Raw genomic sequence first — 16725 nt, forward strand, 5'->3', positions numbered from 1 at the left:
AATAATAAATGGGTTATATGAATATTATAAAAAAAACCCAGAAATAAAAGTTTATTTTCATATAGCAGGTGATGGAGAAGAATTAGAAAATTTAAAAAACTTATCAAAAAATTAGAGCTGGAAAAATATGTAATATTTCATGGTTTTAAAAAAAGGAAAGACCTGGATGAACTATTTGGTAAAAGCGATATAGGAATTGGAAGTCTTGGGAATCACCGAAAAGGAATATACAAAGAAAGTGCATTAAAAAATAGAGAATATTGTGCGAGAGGTTTACCTTTTATTTTATCTTCAAAAGATGAGGATTTTCCTGAAAGTTTTAAATATATTCATTATGTTTCTCAGGATGAAACACCAATAGATATTGGTAAAATAATACAATTCTACAATAATATAAAAGATTATAATTATTTAAAAAAAATGCGAGAATATGCAGAAAAACATTTAAAATGGGAAGTAAAACTACGACCAATCATAGATAAAATTTATTAGGAGGATATAATGAAAATTATAACTATTTCCTATGGATATCCGAGTAAAGAGAATTTATATATAAATGGGTTTATACATCAAAGATTAAAAGGATACAATAAAATAGAAAAAAATGAAATTATTTTTTTATCAATAAAAGAAAATGGAATGCCTTTACCTGATGATTATGAATATGAGGGTATAAATGTAAAACATTATTATATTAAAGATGCCATAGAATTTATCAAAAAATATGATCCAGATATTTTATTAATTCATTTTTACAAATATCAATATTTTAATTTGATTAAAACCATAAAAAAGCCTGTAATAATTTGGGTGCATGGTTATGAAGCGCTTTCATGGAAAAGAAGACTATTCAATATTTTTAAAGGTAAGTCATTCATTAGATATATATATGATAATACAATACAACTAAAAAAATATAGAGAGTTTATAAAATACGCCAATAGCAGAGATGACATATATTTTGTTTTTGTTTCAAATTGGATGAAGAACATAGCTTTTAATGATATTGGCGAAATTGCAAAAAATTATAAAGTTATTCCAAATTACATAGATACAGATTTCTTTTCTTTTAAAGAAAAAATGCAGAATGAAAGAAAAAAAATATTATTAATAAGAAATTTCAATAGTAAAAAATATGCCACAGATATTGCAATAAAGGCTATAGTTGAGCTTTCAAAAAAATTCAACAAATTTAATGAATTAGAATTTACAATTGTAGGGAAAGGTGTTCTTTGGAAAAGACAAACAGCTAAAATAAAACATTTTCCTAATATTACTCTAATAAACAAATTTCTAACGCATAAAGAGATAAAAAAATTACATGACAACAATGGGATTTTTTTATGTCCGACAAGACAGGATTCTCAGGGAGTATCTATGTGTGAAGCAATGTCAAGTGGGTTGGTCCCGATAACCTCATATAATACAGCCATACCAGAATTTGTTAATGAAGATGCGGGATACTTAACCAGAAATTATAAAGAAATTGCAAATGCTATAATAGAAATGTATGATAACCCAGAAATTTTTATTGAAAAAAGTAAAAATGCTGCAGAAAGCATTAGAAAAAAAGCTAACTTTAAAAAAACAATAAAAGAGGAATATGAATTAATGAAAAAACTAATTAATAGTCAGGAAGTGTGAAAATGAAAAAATTATTATATTATCTTTATTCATTTACCAAAATAGAAAATAATCAAATTACAATACACTATAAAACAAATAGTGGATCAAATACATATTCATTATTTAAATTAATGCCAGAAAGTATAAAAAAGAAATATAATGTTTTTTTGTACAAAGAAAAACCTTTTTCATTAAAAAAAGCATTAAAAAATAAAGAATATAAAAGCATATCAGAATATACAAAAAAAATAAAAAAAATAAATTCTTCGAAATTAATATTCACAACTCATGGACCATTATTAAATAAAAGAAATATAACAAATTTTGAACTCTGGCACGGATTCCCATTAAAATCCATGGGATTAATGGATAATCATGAAATGAGAAAAAATAAGATAAAAGAAATATATAATGGAGTAGATTATATTGCCTCATATTCACAGATGTATAATGTCTTAATGTCTGCGTGCACAGGAATTCCATCAAATAAATTTATAATAACAGGAATGCCAAGAAATGATTTTTTATTCAAATCTGACGGAAGAAAAAATCTACAAAAAATATTCAATATTCAAAATAAAAAAATAATATTTTTTATGCCAACTTTTAGAAAAGGATATAATGGAGAAGAAGGCAATAAAAATTTCAATAATATTTTTGGTTTTAAGGATTTCAATGAAAAAGAGTTTATAAAATTTCTGGAATTAAACAATTTACTCTTTATTGCTAAACTCCATCCAAATGAAGAGAATAAGATAAAAATAGATATAAATGGAGAGAATTTTAAATTGCTAAAAGATAAAGATTTGGAAAGAAATAATATGGACTTATATGAACTAATAAATGGTGTGGATTTATTGATTACAGATTATTCATCCATATATTTTGACTATTTATTATTAAACAGACCGATAATCTTTACGCCGGTAGACCTTGAAGAATATAGAAAAACAAGGGTTTCCTATTAGAACCATATGACTATTGGACACCTGGTGAAAAAGCATTAACTCAGGAAGAACTACAAAAAGCAATTTTAAAATCATTTAATAATGATGAATATATAGAAAAAAGAAAAGAATTAAAAGATATAGTGCATTATTATCAGGATGGAAACTCCAGTCAGAGAATATGGGAATTAATAGATAAAATAATGATGGAGGAATGAAATGTCTCTTTTCAAAAAAGTATAAAAACATTTTCATGGACATTTTTAGGAAGTGGAATAGGATTTATATTTCAAATAATTATAGCCAGAATTTTAGGAGCCGCTGAATTTGGAAAGGCAAATGTAATTCTCGGTTTTGTAGGAACTTATTATACGCTATTGAGTTTTGGTTTGCCAACATTATTAATTAGAGAAACTGGAAAAAATCCTGAAAAATCAAAGGAATTTTTTACAGAATTATTTAATACTTACATTTTACTGGATATAATCTTTTTTCCCATTATATTTTTAACTCTAAAAAAGAGTTTGCAAAGTACAGATATTTTCAATAATTTTAATTTATCAATTATTATAATATCATTATTACTAACTCAAATAGCAAATCTTTTATATGCTTACTATATTGGAATAAAAAAACAAAATTACACCAGTTTTTTAAGGGATACTCTTCTTAGAGTAATTCGTGTAATTTCATTTTTTGTATTATATATTTTTTTGTCCAATTATATAGCTTATATATTAGCTGCAGTAATATCATTATCCGTACCTTTTATTATATCATTAACAAAATTAAAAAAAATAAAATCATTTAGAATTAAATGGATATTTGGAAATTCATGGCAATTTTATCTAATTTCTATAACCTATACGTTATATAACAATTTTTCTAAAATACTTCAGAAAGCATATGCAACAAATGAAGCCGTTGGTTATCTTTCAATAGGTATAACCCTTGGAAGTATTGGTGCTATGTTGGGTTCTGCGCTGGCTTCAGTTACAATGCCTGAATTTGCCCAAGCCTGGAAAGAAAAAAACATGGAAAAAATTGACTATGTTTTTAAAGAAGTATCCAGATGGAACTCATTTATAATCCTTCCATTAATTATATTTTTAATAACCAATTTAAATAGAGTTTTAACCTTTCTCGGAAAGGATTATTCAAATGGAACCATAATAGTTTCACTTATTCTAATATCTCAATTTATTAATTCCTTTGTGGACCAAATGGGACATTATTAAATATGTCAGGATATCAGAGATTTGAAATATATAATGGTATAGTAATGATTATTACCGGTATATCCTCTGGATATATATTTGGTTCCAGATTTAGCTGGGTATAGCACTATCTTTAGCTCTGGCAACAATAACGGTTAATGTATTGAAATTTATTGAAGTAGCAATAATATATAAGATATACCCTTATAAATCAAAAACATTATTTTATATATTTATAACGGGAATAATATCAATATTAGTGTTCAGTATAACTAAAAATATAAGCAATGTAATCATGTGGTTTTTAATAAATTCTATTGTTATATTTATAATAATTACAATAACTTTTATGTTTTCTCCTGCTAAAGAAGATAGAAAAATAATAAGGAAAATAATGGGAAAAATCGGGGTGAAATAATGAAAACAGTTATAACCTATGGCACATTTGATTTATTTCATATAGGACATTTAAGATTATTACAAAGAGCAAAAGAATTAGGGGATAAATTAATTGTTGCAGTATCAACAGATGAATTCAATCAAATAAAAGGTAAGAAATCAATAATTCCATATGAACAAAGATCAGAAATAGTAAAAAATATAAAATGCGTTGATATAGTAATACCGGAGAATAATTGGGAACAAAAAATAGAAGACATAAAAAAATATAATGTTGATATATTTGTTATGGGAGAAGACTGGAAAGGGAAGTTTGACTTTTTAAAAGAATATTGTGAGGTTGTATATTTACCAAGAACAGAAGGGATATCTTCAACAGAAATAAAAAATATATTACAACATATATCCAAGCTATCCACAACAGAATTAAAAAAAGCTCTGGATATTTTAACCAAAATAGATTTTGAAGAATTAAAAGAGGCATTTCAAATTTTAGAACAATTAAGAAAAGACTTATGGTAATAATGAAACGGGGTAAAAATATGACAATTTTAATAATAGGCTACATGCATCCAAAATATGATAAAAGAGTTTTCAGAACGGTAAAAGTATTATCAAAAGAAAGTAAAATTATATACCAATACTGGACAGATAAAGAAGAAATAGAATATACAGAAAATAATATAAATTATATACCAATAAAATATACCAAAAATATTCAGGCAAATCCATTAATAAAACTAAAAAACAGAAGAAAGTTAGATAAAAAAATATTAGAGATGATAAAAAATTATAACTATGATATTCTATACATGCATCACTTTTTAGCTTCCAGACCAATTGAACCGTTTAAAATAGCTAAAAAAAGAAATAAAAAAATAATATATGATATTCACGAATATCACCCTGAAAATTTCTTAAACAACCTAGCAGGATCAAAAAAGCAATTAAAAGAAAAAATATTATGGAGGCTTTTTGAAGAACAATTAAAATTATCAGATAAATTAATATTCGTTTCTGAAGAAATACAAAAAGATATATATCAAAAATTAAAAATAAATAAAAAATATTATATTCAAAAAAATTACGCTGAAATGGCAGTGGAATCAATAGAGAAAAATAAAGAAATATCCTTTGTAGGGAAAATAAATAGAAATCTCGACGATGAAAAAGAGATATTAAAAAAATTAATACAAAAAGGTTTTACATTTAGAATAATAGGAATGGAATCAGAGTATTTCAAGGATATTCCGCATAAACACACCAACTTTTTACCATATGAAAGGATGATGGAAGAACTTTCAAAGTCAGCATTCTCCTTAATATCTTTCAATACAGTAAAAAATAGAAGCTATAAAAATGACATATTCTCATTACCAAATAAATATTATGACTCAATAGCAACAGAAACTCCAGTTATAGTAAAAAACACATTCATCTCCATGGCGAAAGAAGTCGAAAAATATAATATAGGTGTAGTAATAAATCCTAAAAATATAAATGAATCAGTAAGTAAAATATTAGAAGCATATAATAATTATGATAAACTAATAGAAAACATAAAAAAATATAAAAATGAATTTATCTGGAATAAAGAAAAAGAAGAAAAATTTATAAATTTTGTTCTATTATAATTATAAATTATAACGGGCAAAAAGCCCATTTTTTTAATATAATTATGATATAATAATAAAAAGAAATATAATCAGACTGTTGACAAAATAAAATAAGAAAAAATAATATGAGCGAATCCTTGAAAATTCCCGAAAAAATGTGAATGGAGACGGTCAATTTTGCACGGATGCAAAATTGAGCGAAACCGAACAAGGATGTGAGTTTGAGCGCCAGGCGAGAATGAACATTTTTGAGGAATAAGAATTTTCACCGGATGAGTGAATATTATTTTGATTATTTTATTTTATTTTAGACTTTGTCTACAATCTCAAATATAATAGTAATTTTGTATAAGGAGGATCATTATGCCCAAGGTTTCCATAATTATTCCAACGCTCAATGAAGAAAAACACATAGAAAATTGTATAAATTCTTTAATCAACAATGATTATCCAGAAAAAGAAATAATCATCGTTGATGGAATGAGCAATGATAAAACAAGAGAAATAATTAAGAAATATGAAAATATGGAAAATATAGAAATAAAAATAATAGACAACGAATTAAAAATAACACCAGTTGCTTTGAACTTTGGTATCAAAGAATCAACTGGTGATTATATTATGATAGCAGGGGCACACACAACATATTCAAACAATTATATATCATCATGTGTCAAAAGATTAGAAGAGAATAAATGCGATGTAGCAGGAGGCTCTGTAATAACAAAACCAGGAAATAATAAAAATATAGCATTAGCAATATCAAAAGTATTATCACATTCATTTGGCATAGGAGGTGGAAAATATAGAATAGAAAATACAAAAGAAGAATATGTAGACACAGTGGCATATGGAATATATAAAAAAGAAGTATTTGAAAAAGCAGGATTATTTGTTCCAGAACTAAAAGAAATCAGGATATAGAAATGAACCTGAGATTAAAAAAAGCGGGTTTCAAAATAATGCTCATCCCAGAAGCAAAAGCATATTATTACGCTCGAGATAATTACAAAGATTTATTCAAAAATAACTTTCAAAATGGACTCTGGGTAATTCTTTCCACGCATTATTCCAAAAAAGCATTTTCATTAAGACACATTATACCTTTACTTTTTGTATTATTTCTGATATTCGGACTTATAGCTTCAATATTTTCACCTATATCAAGAATCATATATCTTAGTATTCTTTCATTATATCTAATATTAAGCATATACTTTTCATTAAAAATCTCAATAAAAAATAAAAACCTAAAACTCTTTTTTCCAACATTATTTTCTTTTTGGATATTACATATATCATATGGTCTCGGATCATTATATGGATTATTTATTATATTATAATTACTTAAACACTTGATATATTAATTCCAACCAAATAAAACGAAACATTAAAGAAAAAAACTTGAAATATCACATATTTAATGATAAAATATATAAACGGAAAAATATAGAACGGAGGAATAAAATGGAACCAGAAATCTACGAAGACGAGTTAACTCTCGAAGATATAATACATATTTTTAAAAAACGTTTTTGGTGGTTTTTCTTAACAGTAGTAGTAACAGTAGCAATTACTATGGCGTATCTTTTCACAACAACCCCGATATATGAAGCCAATGTTACCCTGAAAATAGAACCCCAACAAAGTAGTTCAATATCAGACTTATTTACCTCCCAAATTACTTCCGCAAGGCCAGAAATCTCAACAGAAGTAGAATTAATAAAAAGCAGAACAAATATAGAAAAGGTAATAGATGATTTAAATTTAATTGAATATTTTAAAAATAAGTCAGAAGATAAAAACACAGAAATATCAAAACAGGATATAGTAAAAACATTATCAGAAATGATAACAGTTTCTCCTGTAAAAGATACAAATATAGTAAAAATATCTGTACAAAGCGATGATCCAGAATTAGCTAAAAATATAGCCAATAAGCTTGCAGAAGTATATAATGAATTTTTAAAAACACTTTCAAAAAATGAATACACTGTAAAAAGAGAGTTTATCGAAGAACAAATCCCAAAAGTGGAAGCAGAATTAAAAGCAGCAGAAGAGAGAATAAGAAAATTCAAAGAAAAAAACAAGGTATTTTTGCTCGATGAAGAAGCAAAAAATATATTATCATTTACCTTAGAATATGATAGACAAATAAACCAATATAATCTTCAATTAGAAGAAACAAAATCAAAGGTAAAAACCTTTAATGATTTACTAAAAAGAGTAAATGAAAAGATTATATCTTCCGAAACAATATCCACAAATCCTTTGGTAAGTCAATTAAAATCAAAATTAATAGACTACAAAGTGGAATTAGCAGGATTATTAAATGTATATCCAGAAACAGACCCAAAAGTAAAAGAAATAAAAGATAAAATAGCAGAAACAGAAAAACTCTTAAAAAATGAAGTATCAAAGGTTATATCTTCACAGGTACAAACAATAAATCCGGCATATCAGGATATATATTTACAATTAATAGAAGCCCAATATACAACAGAAGTATTGAAAGCAACAATACAGTCATTAACAAAACTAAAAGAAACATATAATGAAAAATTTGTAAAATTACCATTGTTAGAACAACAATTATTAGAATTAGAACGAGATATAAAAGTAAAAGAAAACCTTTATACATTATTACTTGAAAAATTAGAAGAAACAAGAATAGCAGAAGCGGGAGTAACAGGAACAGCAAAATTAATTGACTCTGCTATAGTTCCTAATAAACCAATAAAACCAAATAAAAAATTAACCGCAGCGATAGGTGGGGTTTTAGGAATCTTTTTAGGAATTTTAGTAGCATTCCTTGTTGAATATGCAGATAAAAGTATAAAAGATGAAGAAGAAATCAAAAGAATGGCAAAAGGGAAAACAGTATTGGGTAGAATTCCAACATTTGAACAAAAGAAAGAATATGAAAATCCAGAATTAATAGTATTGAATTCACCAACATCGCCGGTATCAGAGTCAATAAAATTGACAGCAACCAATATCAATTATTCAGTAACTCCTGAACCCAAAATTATTTCCATTACAAGTTCAGGCCCGTCTGAAGGTAAAACAGTATCTTCCGCCAACCTGGCAATTTCTTATGCGCAAAATGGATTAAAAACATTGTTATTAGACTTAGATATGAGAAAACCAAGGGTAGAAAAGGCTTTAGGATTGGAAAGATTTAATATCGGTGTAGTTAATCACATATTAAAAGGTGTTCCGATAGAAAGAATAACTCAAAATTACATGGAAAATCTTGATGTTATTCCAGTTGGTCCAATTCCACCCAATCCAACAGCATTATTGACATCAAAGAAGTTTGGAGAATTAATAAATAAATTAAAAGAAAAATACGACAAAATAGTAATAGATTTACCACCAATTTTGGCTGCAGCAGATGCATTAATAGTTTCAAAACATGCAGATGGTTTAATTCTGGTAGTTAGAGCAGGAAAAACACAGAAGCATTCATTAAAGGTAGCACTTGAAAATATTATTACATCAGATACCAATTTACTTGGTTTGATTATAAACGATATAAACGAAAAATCATCAAATTATTATTACTATTATTATTACTATTATTATCAAGATGGTCAAAAGAAAAAAAGAAGAAAGCATAAAAAGAATAAATAGTAAAGTAAAAAATTAAAAAAGGATGGGGATTTTATGTTTGATATACATAATCACATATTATACGGTGTAGATGATGGTATAGAAACAATAGAAGAATCCGTAGAAATATTAAAAGAATATAAAAATCATGGCATTGATACAGTATTTTTTACACCACATGTTAATCATCCAACAGTAAAAACAGATATAGAAACAATAAAAAAACATTATGAAATATTAAAAGAAAAAGCAGAAGAAATAGGAATAACCACATATTTAGGTAGCGAATTATATTTACAACCACAAAATAAAGAATTTATACCCATAAAAGATTATTTTGTATTAATAGAATTACCAACAACAATATATCCTGTTTATTTACTCGATAAAATCTTCGATTTACAATTAGAAGGTTATGAAGTAATCCTTGCTCATGTAGAAAGATATCAATGGCTTCAAAGTAATAAATCATTAATAAGCAAATTAAGGAGAATGAATGTATATTTCCAGATGAACCTTGAATACATAAACGATGATAAATATTACCTAAAAAACAATCTTATTGATTTTATAGCAACAGATTACCATGGCAAAAAAAGAAAACCCATAGATTTTTCACTTTTTGAAAAGTATAAGGATATTGTAGAAAAAGGTAAGAAAATATTAAAAATATAGGACGTGTTAATATGCGAAGATTACCCAAAATGTTAGATTTGATTATATTATTTTTAATTAATCTCTTTTTATTGAATTATACATGGTATATATCATTGATAATTTCAATATCATTATTTTTGGGTTATTATGCATTTAGATCATATGATTTAGAAACAATGAATTCCTTAAATGAATCGATTATAAGGATATTTGCAGGTTTTTTATTGGGGTCTGTTATATTGCTTTTCTTTTATCCGCTATTTCTTGAAAACGATATAAACAGAAATACATTTATAAATAACCTCATCTTTTCAATAATTATCTTTCCTTTAATGCATAAAGTAGAATATAAGCTTTTTGAAAAACACGCAAAACCTAAAAGATATCTGGTTATAGGAAGAAAAAATGAAATAGGCCATATTTTAGATGAAATTAGTGAAAAAACATTAAATAAACTACAATTTATTGATTATATAAATCCTTCACCTGTAAAATTAGACGAGCTTGTTAATGAAGGTTTCACAAAAAAAGAGGCAAATAGGATTAATAAGATAATAAAATTTACCTATAAGGAAGATAAATCAAAATATAATGCTATATTGGTAACAGATCCAAAATTAGAAGAAATAGTAAAAGATAAATTAGAAGAATATAAAGAATCTGGAATAGAAATAGAATATTTACCCAATGTAGTAGAAAAACATTTAAAACGAATACCATTAGAAGTAGCAGAAAAATTTAAAGAATATTACTCAGTAATATTCGAACGGGATTATGAATCACCATCAAAAAGAGTTTTAGATGTATTTTCAGGAATAGTATTATTTATAATATTTTCACCATTAATAGCCATATTTTCATTACTTATATTTCTAGAAGATAAATTTCCAGTAATATTCAAACAAAAAAGAGTAGGAAAAAATGAAAAGATATTTATGCTTCAAAAATTAAGATCATTAAAAAATGATAAGATAGATCCAGAAAATCCAAATAAAAAAATAGATCAAAGCGTTTTAAAAGTAGGGAAAATAATAAGAAAATTTAGAATAGATGAATCATTGCAGTTTATAAATGTAATTCAGGGTTCCATGTCTTTGGTAGGGCCCAGACCAGAAATGATAGAATTTCATAATCAAATGAAAAGAAAAATACCATATTACACATATAGATTAAAAACAAAACCAGGAATAACAGGTTGGGCACAAATAAACTACAAACACACATCAACATTAGAAGATTACATAAAAAAAACAGAGTATGACTTATATTATATAAAAAACAAAAACATATGGTTAGATTTAAGAATAATGCTTTTAACACTAGAAACCATGTTAGGAATGAGAGGGGCAAGATGAAAATATTATTTATCACGCAACATTTTTATCCTGAACAATTTAGAATAAATGATATTTTTTTTGAATTAGCAAAAAGAGGTTATGATATAACAGTTTTAACAGGGTTACCAAATTATCCTTCAGGAAAGATACCTAAAGAATATAAATTTTTCAGAAATAGAAGACAAATAATTAAAGGAGTAAAGATAATAAGAGTTCCATTAATAAGTCGTGGTAAAAGTTTAGTAAGATTAGCATTGAATTATATAAGTTTTGCTGTAAATTCTACAATTGGAACATTGTTTATAAAAAAAGATTTTGATATTATTATTGGTCATCAAACATCTCCAATCACACAGGTTTTAGGTGGAGTGTTATTAAAAAAAATAACAAAGAAACCTTTTATAATTTATTGTTTTGATTTATGGCCGGCAAGTTTAGAAACAGCAAAAATAGAACCAGATAATTTCATTTATAAATTATTTTCTAAAATAAGTAAGTGGATATATAAACAAGCAGACTATATTTTTATGAGTTCTTTTTCTTTTGAAAAATATTTTAAAGAATATCATAATATCGATAATAATTTAATTTATTTCCCGGTATATGCTGAAACTATTTTTGAAAAAAATAGAAAAGAAAAAATTGAAAATCCATATAATAATAAATTTAATTTATTATTTGCTGGAAATATTGGAAAAATGCAGAGTGTGGAAACTATTATAAAAGCAGCAGATTTATTAAAAAATAATAACGATATTTTATTTCATATAGTTGGTGATGGTTCTGAAAAGGATAATATGGTGAATTTAGCCAAATTAAAAAAATTAAAAAATGTTATATTTCATGGTTATCATAAAATTGAAAAAATGAATTATTTTTATAGTATAGCAGATACTTTTTTAGTGACTCTTAAAAACAATAAAATTATTTCATATACATTACCTGGTAAAGTTCAATCTTATATGGCTTATGGAAAACCAATCATTGGGGCGATAAATGGAGAAACTTCGGAGATAATAAATAAAGCAAATTGCGGTATGTGCGGTCCAGCAGAAGATTATGAAGAATTATCGAAAAATATATTAAAACTATATCAAAATAAGAATTTAATTAAAGAATATGGAGATAATGCAAGAAAGTTTTATGAAAATAATTTTTCAAGAGAGCAGTTTTTTAAAAGGTTAGAATGTATGTTAGAAAAAATAATAAATAAAAAAGATATAAAGGAGTGCTAAAATGTTTAAAGATAAAACATTGTTAATAACAGGTGGGACTGGATCATTTGGCAATGCGGTTGTTAGAAGATTTTTAAATACTGATATAAAAGAAATAAGAATATTCTCAAGGGATGAGAAAAAACAGGATGATATGAGAAAATATTATAAAAATCCAAAATTAAAATTTTATATAGGAGATGTAAGAAATTACGATTCATTAATAGATGCATTTAGAGGGGTAGACTATATCTTTCATGCTGCGGCATTAAAACAAGTTCCATCATGTGAGTTTTATCCAATGGAAGCTGTAAGAACAAATGTAATAGGTACAGAAAATGTATTAAATGCAGCAATAAATGCGGGAGTAAAAAAGGTAATTTGTCTAAGTACAGATAAAGCGGTATATCCAATAAATGCGATGGGAATAACAAAAGCTTTAATGGAAAAAGTAGCAATTGCAAAATCCAGAGCAAATAATGGAACAACAATATGTATAACAAGATACGGAAATGTAATGGCTTCAAGAGGTTCTGTAATTCCGTTGTTCATAAACCAAGTTAGAAATAATCAACCAATAACAATAACGGATCCTAACATGACCAGGTTTATGATGAGTTTAGATGAGGCTGTAGAATTAGTATTATATGCATTTAAAAACGGAAAAGATGGAGAAATTTTTGTTCAAAAAGCACCAGCTGCAACAATTGGTTTGTTAGGTGAAACAATTAGAAAAATACTGAAGAAACCAAATCATGAAATAAAAATTATAGGAACAAGACATGGCGAAAAGTTATATGAAACTCTAATAACAAGGGAAGAAATGGTAAGGGCAAAAGATTTAGGGAAATATTACAAAATAGAACCAGATACAAGGGATTTAAATTATAATAAATATTTTGAAAATGGTGATGAAGTAATAACCCAAGCAGAAGAATATAATTCACATAATACATATAGGTTAAAAGAGGAAGAATTAGAAAGTATGCTTTTAAATTTAAGGGAAATACAAGAAGATTTAAAAGAATTTGGAGTGAAATGATATGAAAATTCTTGTTACAGGAGCCAGAGGTTTTATAGGTAAAAACCTGGTAGTTGAATTAAAAAACAGAGGATATGAAGATATATTTGAATTTACAAGAGAAACAGATAAAAATCTTTTAGACAAATATACAAAAGAATGTGATTTTGTATATCATTTAGCAGGAGTGAACCGACCAAAAAATGAAGAAGAATTTATGAAAGGAAATTATGGTTTTACTTCAGAATTATTAGAATTATTAAAAAAGCATAATAATAAAGCACCTATATTAATGACATCGTCTATTCAGGCAGAAAGAGATAATTCATATGGCAGAAGTAAAAAAGCGGGAGAAGATTTATTATTTTCATATAGTAAAGAAACTGGTGCAAAAGTATTAGTATATAGACTTCCAAACGTATTTGGAAAATGGAGTAGACCAAATTATAATAGTGCAATAGCAACATTTTGCTACAATATATCAAGAAATTTACCAATAAAAGTAAACGATCCGAAAACAGTATTAAATCTTGTGTATATAGATGATGTTGTAGAAGAATTTATTAGAGCATTAAAAAACACTGAAACAAAATCTGGAAAATTTTGTAGTGTTCCGGTAGTATATACTAAAACATTAGGTGAAATCGTTGATTTATTGTATTCATTTAAAAAAAGCAGAGAAGATAAATCAATACCTGATATGTCAGATTCGTTTGTAAAAAAGCTGTATAGTACATACTTAAGCTTTTTGCCTGAAGATAAGTTTAGTTATGAGTTAAAAATGAACATTGATGATAGAGGTTCTTTCACTGAATTTATAAAAACAATAGATAGAGGTCAAGTTTCTGTAAATATCTCCAAGCCGGGTATTGTAAAGGGTAATCATTGGCATCATACAAAAAATGAAAAATTTTTAGTAGTGAGTGGAAAAGGAGTTATCAGATTCAGAAAGATAGATTCCGATGAAGTAATAGAATATTATGTAAACGGAGATAAATTAGAAGTAATAGATATACCACCAGGATATACACATAATATAGAAAATCTTGGAGATACAGATATGGTTACAATAATGTGGGCAAATGAACCATTTGATCCTGAGAATCCTGATACATATTATTTGGAGGTATAATATGAAAAAATTAAAAGTAATGACAGTAGTTGGAACAAGACCTGAAATAATAAGATTATCAGAAATAATAAAAAATTAGATAAATCAGAAGCAATAGAACATATATTAGTACATACAGGGCAAAATTATGATTACGAATTAAATGAAGTATTTTTTAAAGATTTAGAATTAAGAAAGCCAGATTATTTTTAAATGCAGCAGTTGGAAAGCCAATGGAAACAATAGGAAATATATTAATGAAAATAGAGCCAATATTAGAAAAAGAAAAACCCGAAGCATTTTTGGTGTTAGGAGATACTAATAGTTGTTTAAGTGCATATGCAGCAAAAAGAAAACATATTCCAATTTTTCATTATGAAGCAGGAAATAGATGTTTTGATCAAAGAGTACCAGAAGAAATAAATAGAAAAATAGTAGATCATATAGCAGATATTAATTTGACATACAGCACATTATCAAGAGAATATTTAGTAAAAGAAGGATTTCCACCAGAAAGAGTAATAAAAATAGGAAGTCCAATGTATGAAGTATTACAAGCAAATATAGAAAAAATTGAAAAATCAGATATACTGAAAAGATTAGGTCTTGAAAAAGATAAATATTTCTTAGTTTCATCTCATAGAGAAGAAAATGTAGATAATAAAAAGAATTTCTTAAATTTAGTAGAAAGTTTAAATACAATAGCAGAAAAATATCAATTGCCTGTAATTATAAGTACACATCCAAGAACTAAAAAAAGAATTGAACAATTAGGAATAGAATTTCATCCATTAATAAGACCAATGAAAGCACTGGGTTTTTAGATTATGTAAAGTTACAAATGAATGCGAAAGCAGTATTAAGTGATAGTGGAACAATTAGTGAAGAAACATCTATTTTGGGATTAAAAGCATTAAATATAAGAGAAGCACATGAAAGGCCGGAGGCAATGGAAGAAGCAACGGTTATGATGGTTGGATTAACAAAAGAAAGAATATTACAGGGGCTTGAGGTGTTAGAAATGCAAAGAAAAGAAACTATAAAAATTGTAAAAGATTATGATGTGGAAAATGTATCAGAAAAAGTGTTAAGAATTATTTTATCTTACACAGATTATGTTAATAGGATTGTTTGGGGAAATTATTAATTTATGTAAGGTTATATAAAAACATATTTACAAAAGGATTAATAGAAAAAAGCATCCATTTCCAAAAGATATACTAAAAGTATGGATAGATAAAGTAGAAAAAGTATAAAAAAGCGACTATGGGGAAAGATTGGAAAAATAGAAGTAAAAAATATATGAATCAGCGAAAAATTAATAGAAGTAAAAGACGAGCAAACTATTCCCATATATTTTAATTCATATAGAAAAGGCATATGGAGAAATATTATATTCAGAACAAATATCGTTTTGAGATTCATCAGAATTAAGGTATTCCTTAACAACTTGAAATTTGAGATCAGGAGAAAAATTTTTATGTTTTCTCATTAAACTCACCTCTATCTTTCTTTAATATTAGAAACCAAGTTTCTTATTTTTTCCAAATCTTCTAGGTGGAATTGTGCTAGAAATCAAATGCAATAACGGGGTGAAGAAAAAATATGAAAAGTTGAGGGAAAAGGGAAATAATCCATTAAAAAGGATGCAAGCAATAGTAGCAATAGGATTAAAAATGTTAAGAATAATATTTAAAATAGCAAAAAGTAAAGCAAAGTATGACACAGAAAGGGTATATGTATAGGTAAAATGCAGAATTTTCCAATTATGAGAAAATCCTTAATTTAAGAAAAATCGAACTCACTATCCTCAAATAGAACGAAGGAATGTAAGGAAACTCAAAAAAATTGATTCAGCTGGAATAAAGGGCTAGTTTAAGGCAAAAAATAGTGAAGGGATAAACAAAACAGAAAAATAAAAATAATTTGGAAGTAAGCCAAAGATTAAAATAAATACAAAAAATA

16 protein-coding genes and 2 pseudogenes are annotated in these 16725 nt (G+C 26.1%); 16 read left to right on the forward strand and 2 right to left on the reverse strand.

The window, feature by feature from the left end; genetic code table 11:
• Nucleotides 1-81 precede the first annotated feature (81 nt).
• From DJ007_RS19945 to DJ007_RS15510, 8 genes and pseudogenes are all read left to right on the forward strand, one after another.
• The gene (locus DJ007_RS19945) at nucleotides 82-492 is read left to right on the forward strand and encodes a glycosyltransferase (protein ID WP_129408615.1); all 411 of its coding nucleotides are present in this window, start codon (nucleotides 82-84) and stop codon (nucleotides 490-492) included.
• Nucleotides 493-501: 9 nt separating this feature from the next.
• Complete coding sequence (locus tag DJ007_RS04590; RefSeq protein WP_129408528.1) at nucleotides 502-1644, forward strand: glycosyltransferase family 4 protein; 1143 nt, start codon at nucleotides 502-504, stop codon at nucleotides 1642-1644.
• 2 nt (nucleotides 1645-1646) lie between these two features.
• Nucleotides 1647-2791, forward strand: a pseudogene (locus DJ007_RS04595) (CDP-glycerol glycerophosphotransferase family protein).
• Nucleotides 2792-2812: 21 nt separating this feature from the next.
• Entirely contained in the window at nucleotides 2813-3811 is a 999-nt protein-coding gene (locus tag DJ007_RS04605; RefSeq protein ID WP_129408530.1) for an oligosaccharide flippase family protein, read from the forward strand.
• Nucleotides 3812-3953: 142 nt separating this feature from the next.
• Nucleotides 3954-4208, forward strand: a complete 255-nt coding sequence (locus DJ007_RS04610; RefSeq protein WP_129408531.1) for a hypothetical protein — start codon at nucleotides 3954-3956, stop codon at nucleotides 4206-4208.
• Nucleotides 4208-4711 (forward strand): glycerol-3-phosphate cytidylyltransferase, encoded by a 504-nt coding sequence (gene tagD / locus DJ007_RS04615; RefSeq protein ID WP_129408532.1) that lies wholly within the window; start codon nucleotides 4208-4210, stop codon nucleotides 4709-4711. Before DJ007_RS04610 ends, tagD begins: the two co-directional genes overlap by 1 nt.
• Nucleotides 4712-4731: 20 nt before the next feature.
• Complete coding sequence (locus DJ007_RS04620; protein ID WP_129408533.1) at nucleotides 4732-5823, forward strand: glycosyltransferase; 1092 nt, start codon at nucleotides 4732-4734, stop codon at nucleotides 5821-5823.
• A gap of 345 nt (nucleotides 5824-6168) precedes the next feature.
• Nucleotides 6169-6729, forward strand: coding sequence for a glycosyltransferase (locus tag DJ007_RS15510; RefSeq protein ID WP_206076093.1), 561 nt, complete (start codon nucleotides 6169-6171; stop codon nucleotides 6727-6729).
• A gap of 142 nt (nucleotides 6730-6871) precedes the next feature.
• On the opposite strand, the gene DJ007_RS15515 is transcribed toward DJ007_RS15510, so the two are convergent.
• Nucleotides 6872-7018: a hypothetical protein gene (locus tag DJ007_RS15515; protein WP_206076094.1), complete on the reverse strand. Its 147-nt coding sequence runs from the start codon at nucleotides 7016-7018 to the stop codon at nucleotides 6872-6874.
• A gap of 254 nt (nucleotides 7019-7272) precedes the next feature.
• Between DJ007_RS15515 and DJ007_RS04630 the strand changes: the two genes are divergently transcribed.
• The 7 genes and pseudogenes from DJ007_RS04630 to DJ007_RS19950 all read left to right on the forward strand — a co-directional run bounded on the left by DJ007_RS04630 (nucleotide 7273) and on the right by DJ007_RS19950 (nucleotide 15907).
• On the forward strand, nucleotides 7273-9441 hold the full coding sequence (locus DJ007_RS04630) for a GumC family protein (protein WP_129408534.1): 2169 nt from the start codon (nucleotides 7273-7275) through the stop codon (nucleotides 9439-9441).
• 33 nt (nucleotides 9442-9474) lie between these two features.
• On the forward strand, nucleotides 9475-10095 hold the full coding sequence (locus DJ007_RS14575) for a CpsB/CapC family capsule biosynthesis tyrosine phosphatase (RefSeq protein WP_165974008.1): 621 nt from the start codon (nucleotides 9475-9477) through the stop codon (nucleotides 10093-10095).
• A gap of 11 nt (nucleotides 10096-10106) precedes the next feature.
• On the forward strand, nucleotides 10107-11432 hold the full coding sequence (locus DJ007_RS04640) for an exopolysaccharide biosynthesis polyprenyl glycosylphosphotransferase (RefSeq protein WP_129408536.1): 1326 nt from the start codon (nucleotides 10107-10109) through the stop codon (nucleotides 11430-11432).
• Complete coding sequence (locus tag DJ007_RS04645) at nucleotides 11429-12649, forward strand: glycosyltransferase family 4 protein (protein ID WP_129408537.1); 1221 nt, start codon at nucleotides 11429-11431, stop codon at nucleotides 12647-12649. Before DJ007_RS04640 ends, DJ007_RS04645 begins: the two co-directional genes overlap by 4 nt.
• 1 nt (nucleotide 12650) lies before the next feature.
• Nucleotides 12651-13670 (forward strand): polysaccharide biosynthesis protein, encoded by a 1020-nt coding sequence (locus DJ007_RS04650; protein WP_129408538.1) that lies wholly within the window; start codon nucleotides 12651-12653, stop codon nucleotides 13668-13670.
• 1 nt (nucleotide 13671) lies between these two features.
• On the forward strand, nucleotides 13672-14781 hold the full coding sequence (locus tag DJ007_RS04655) for a capsular polysaccharide biosynthesis protein CapF (protein ID WP_129408539.1): 1110 nt from the start codon (nucleotides 13672-13674) through the stop codon (nucleotides 14779-14781).
• A gap of 102 nt (nucleotides 14782-14883) precedes the next feature.
• A pseudogene (locus DJ007_RS19950) lies at nucleotides 14884-15907 on the forward strand (UDP-N-acetyl glucosamine 2-epimerase).
• Between the two features lie 216 nt (nucleotides 15908-16123).
• Here the strand turns inward: DJ007_RS19950 and DJ007_RS04665 are convergent.
• On the reverse strand, nucleotides 16124-16252 hold the full coding sequence (locus DJ007_RS04665; RefSeq protein ID WP_129408540.1) for a transposase: 129 nt from the start codon (nucleotides 16250-16252) through the stop codon (nucleotides 16124-16126).
• Nucleotides 16253-16325: 73 nt separating this feature from the next.
• Here DJ007_RS04665 and DJ007_RS04670 point away from each other — a divergent pair, with 73 nt between their 5' ends.
• Complete coding sequence (locus tag DJ007_RS04670) at nucleotides 16326-16505, forward strand: hypothetical protein (protein WP_129408541.1); 180 nt, start codon at nucleotides 16326-16328, stop codon at nucleotides 16503-16505.
• Nucleotides 16506-16725 lie beyond the last annotated feature (220 nt).

Source organism: Marinitoga lauensis, assembly GCF_004135675.1.
GTDB lineage: Bacteria > Thermotogota > Thermotogae > Petrotogales > Petrotogaceae > Marinitoga > Marinitoga lauensis.

What these genes read in the sequence shown, in the direction of transcription:
- DJ007_RS04665 (WP_129408540.1), bottom strand. Translation starts at nt 16,252, where the DNA reads ATGAGAAAACATAAAAATTTTTCTCCTGATCTCAAATTTCAAGTTGTT.
- DJ007_RS04655 (WP_129408539.1), top strand. Translation starts at nt 13,672, where the DNA reads ATGAAAATTCTTGTTACAGGAGCCAGAGGTTTTATAGGTAAAAACCTG.
- DJ007_RS04645 (WP_129408537.1), top strand. Translation starts at nt 11,429, where the DNA reads ATGAAAATATTATTTATCACGCAACATTTTTATCCTGAACAATTTAGA.
- DJ007_RS04590 (WP_129408528.1), top strand. Translation starts at nt 502, where the DNA reads ATGAAAATTATAACTATTTCCTATGGATATCCGAGTAAAGAGAATTTA.
- DJ007_RS04640 (WP_129408536.1), top strand. Translation starts at nt 10,107, where the DNA reads ATGCGAAGATTACCCAAAATGTTAGATTTGATTATATTATTTTTAATT.
- DJ007_RS04630 (WP_129408534.1), top strand. Translation starts at nt 7,273, where the DNA reads ATGGAACCAGAAATCTACGAAGACGAGTTAACTCTCGAAGATATAATA.
- DJ007_RS04620 (WP_129408533.1), top strand. Translation starts at nt 4,732, where the DNA reads ATGACAATTTTAATAATAGGCTACATGCATCCAAAATATGATAAAAGA.
- DJ007_RS14575 (WP_165974008.1), top strand. Translation starts at nt 9,475, where the DNA reads ATGTTTGATATACATAATCACATATTATACGGTGTAGATGATGGTATA.
- DJ007_RS15510 (WP_206076093.1), top strand. Translation starts at nt 6,169, where the DNA reads ATGCCCAAGGTTTCCATAATTATTCCAACGCTCAATGAAGAAAAACAC.
- tagD (WP_129408532.1), top strand. Translation starts at nt 4,208, where the DNA reads ATGAAAACAGTTATAACCTATGGCACATTTGATTTATTTCATATAGGA.
- DJ007_RS04650 (WP_129408538.1), top strand. Translation starts at nt 12,651, where the DNA reads ATGTTTAAAGATAAAACATTGTTAATAACAGGTGGGACTGGATCATTT.
- DJ007_RS15515 (WP_206076094.1), bottom strand. Translation starts at nt 7,018, where the DNA reads ATGCTTAATATTAGATATAATGAAAGAATACTAAGATATATGATTCTT.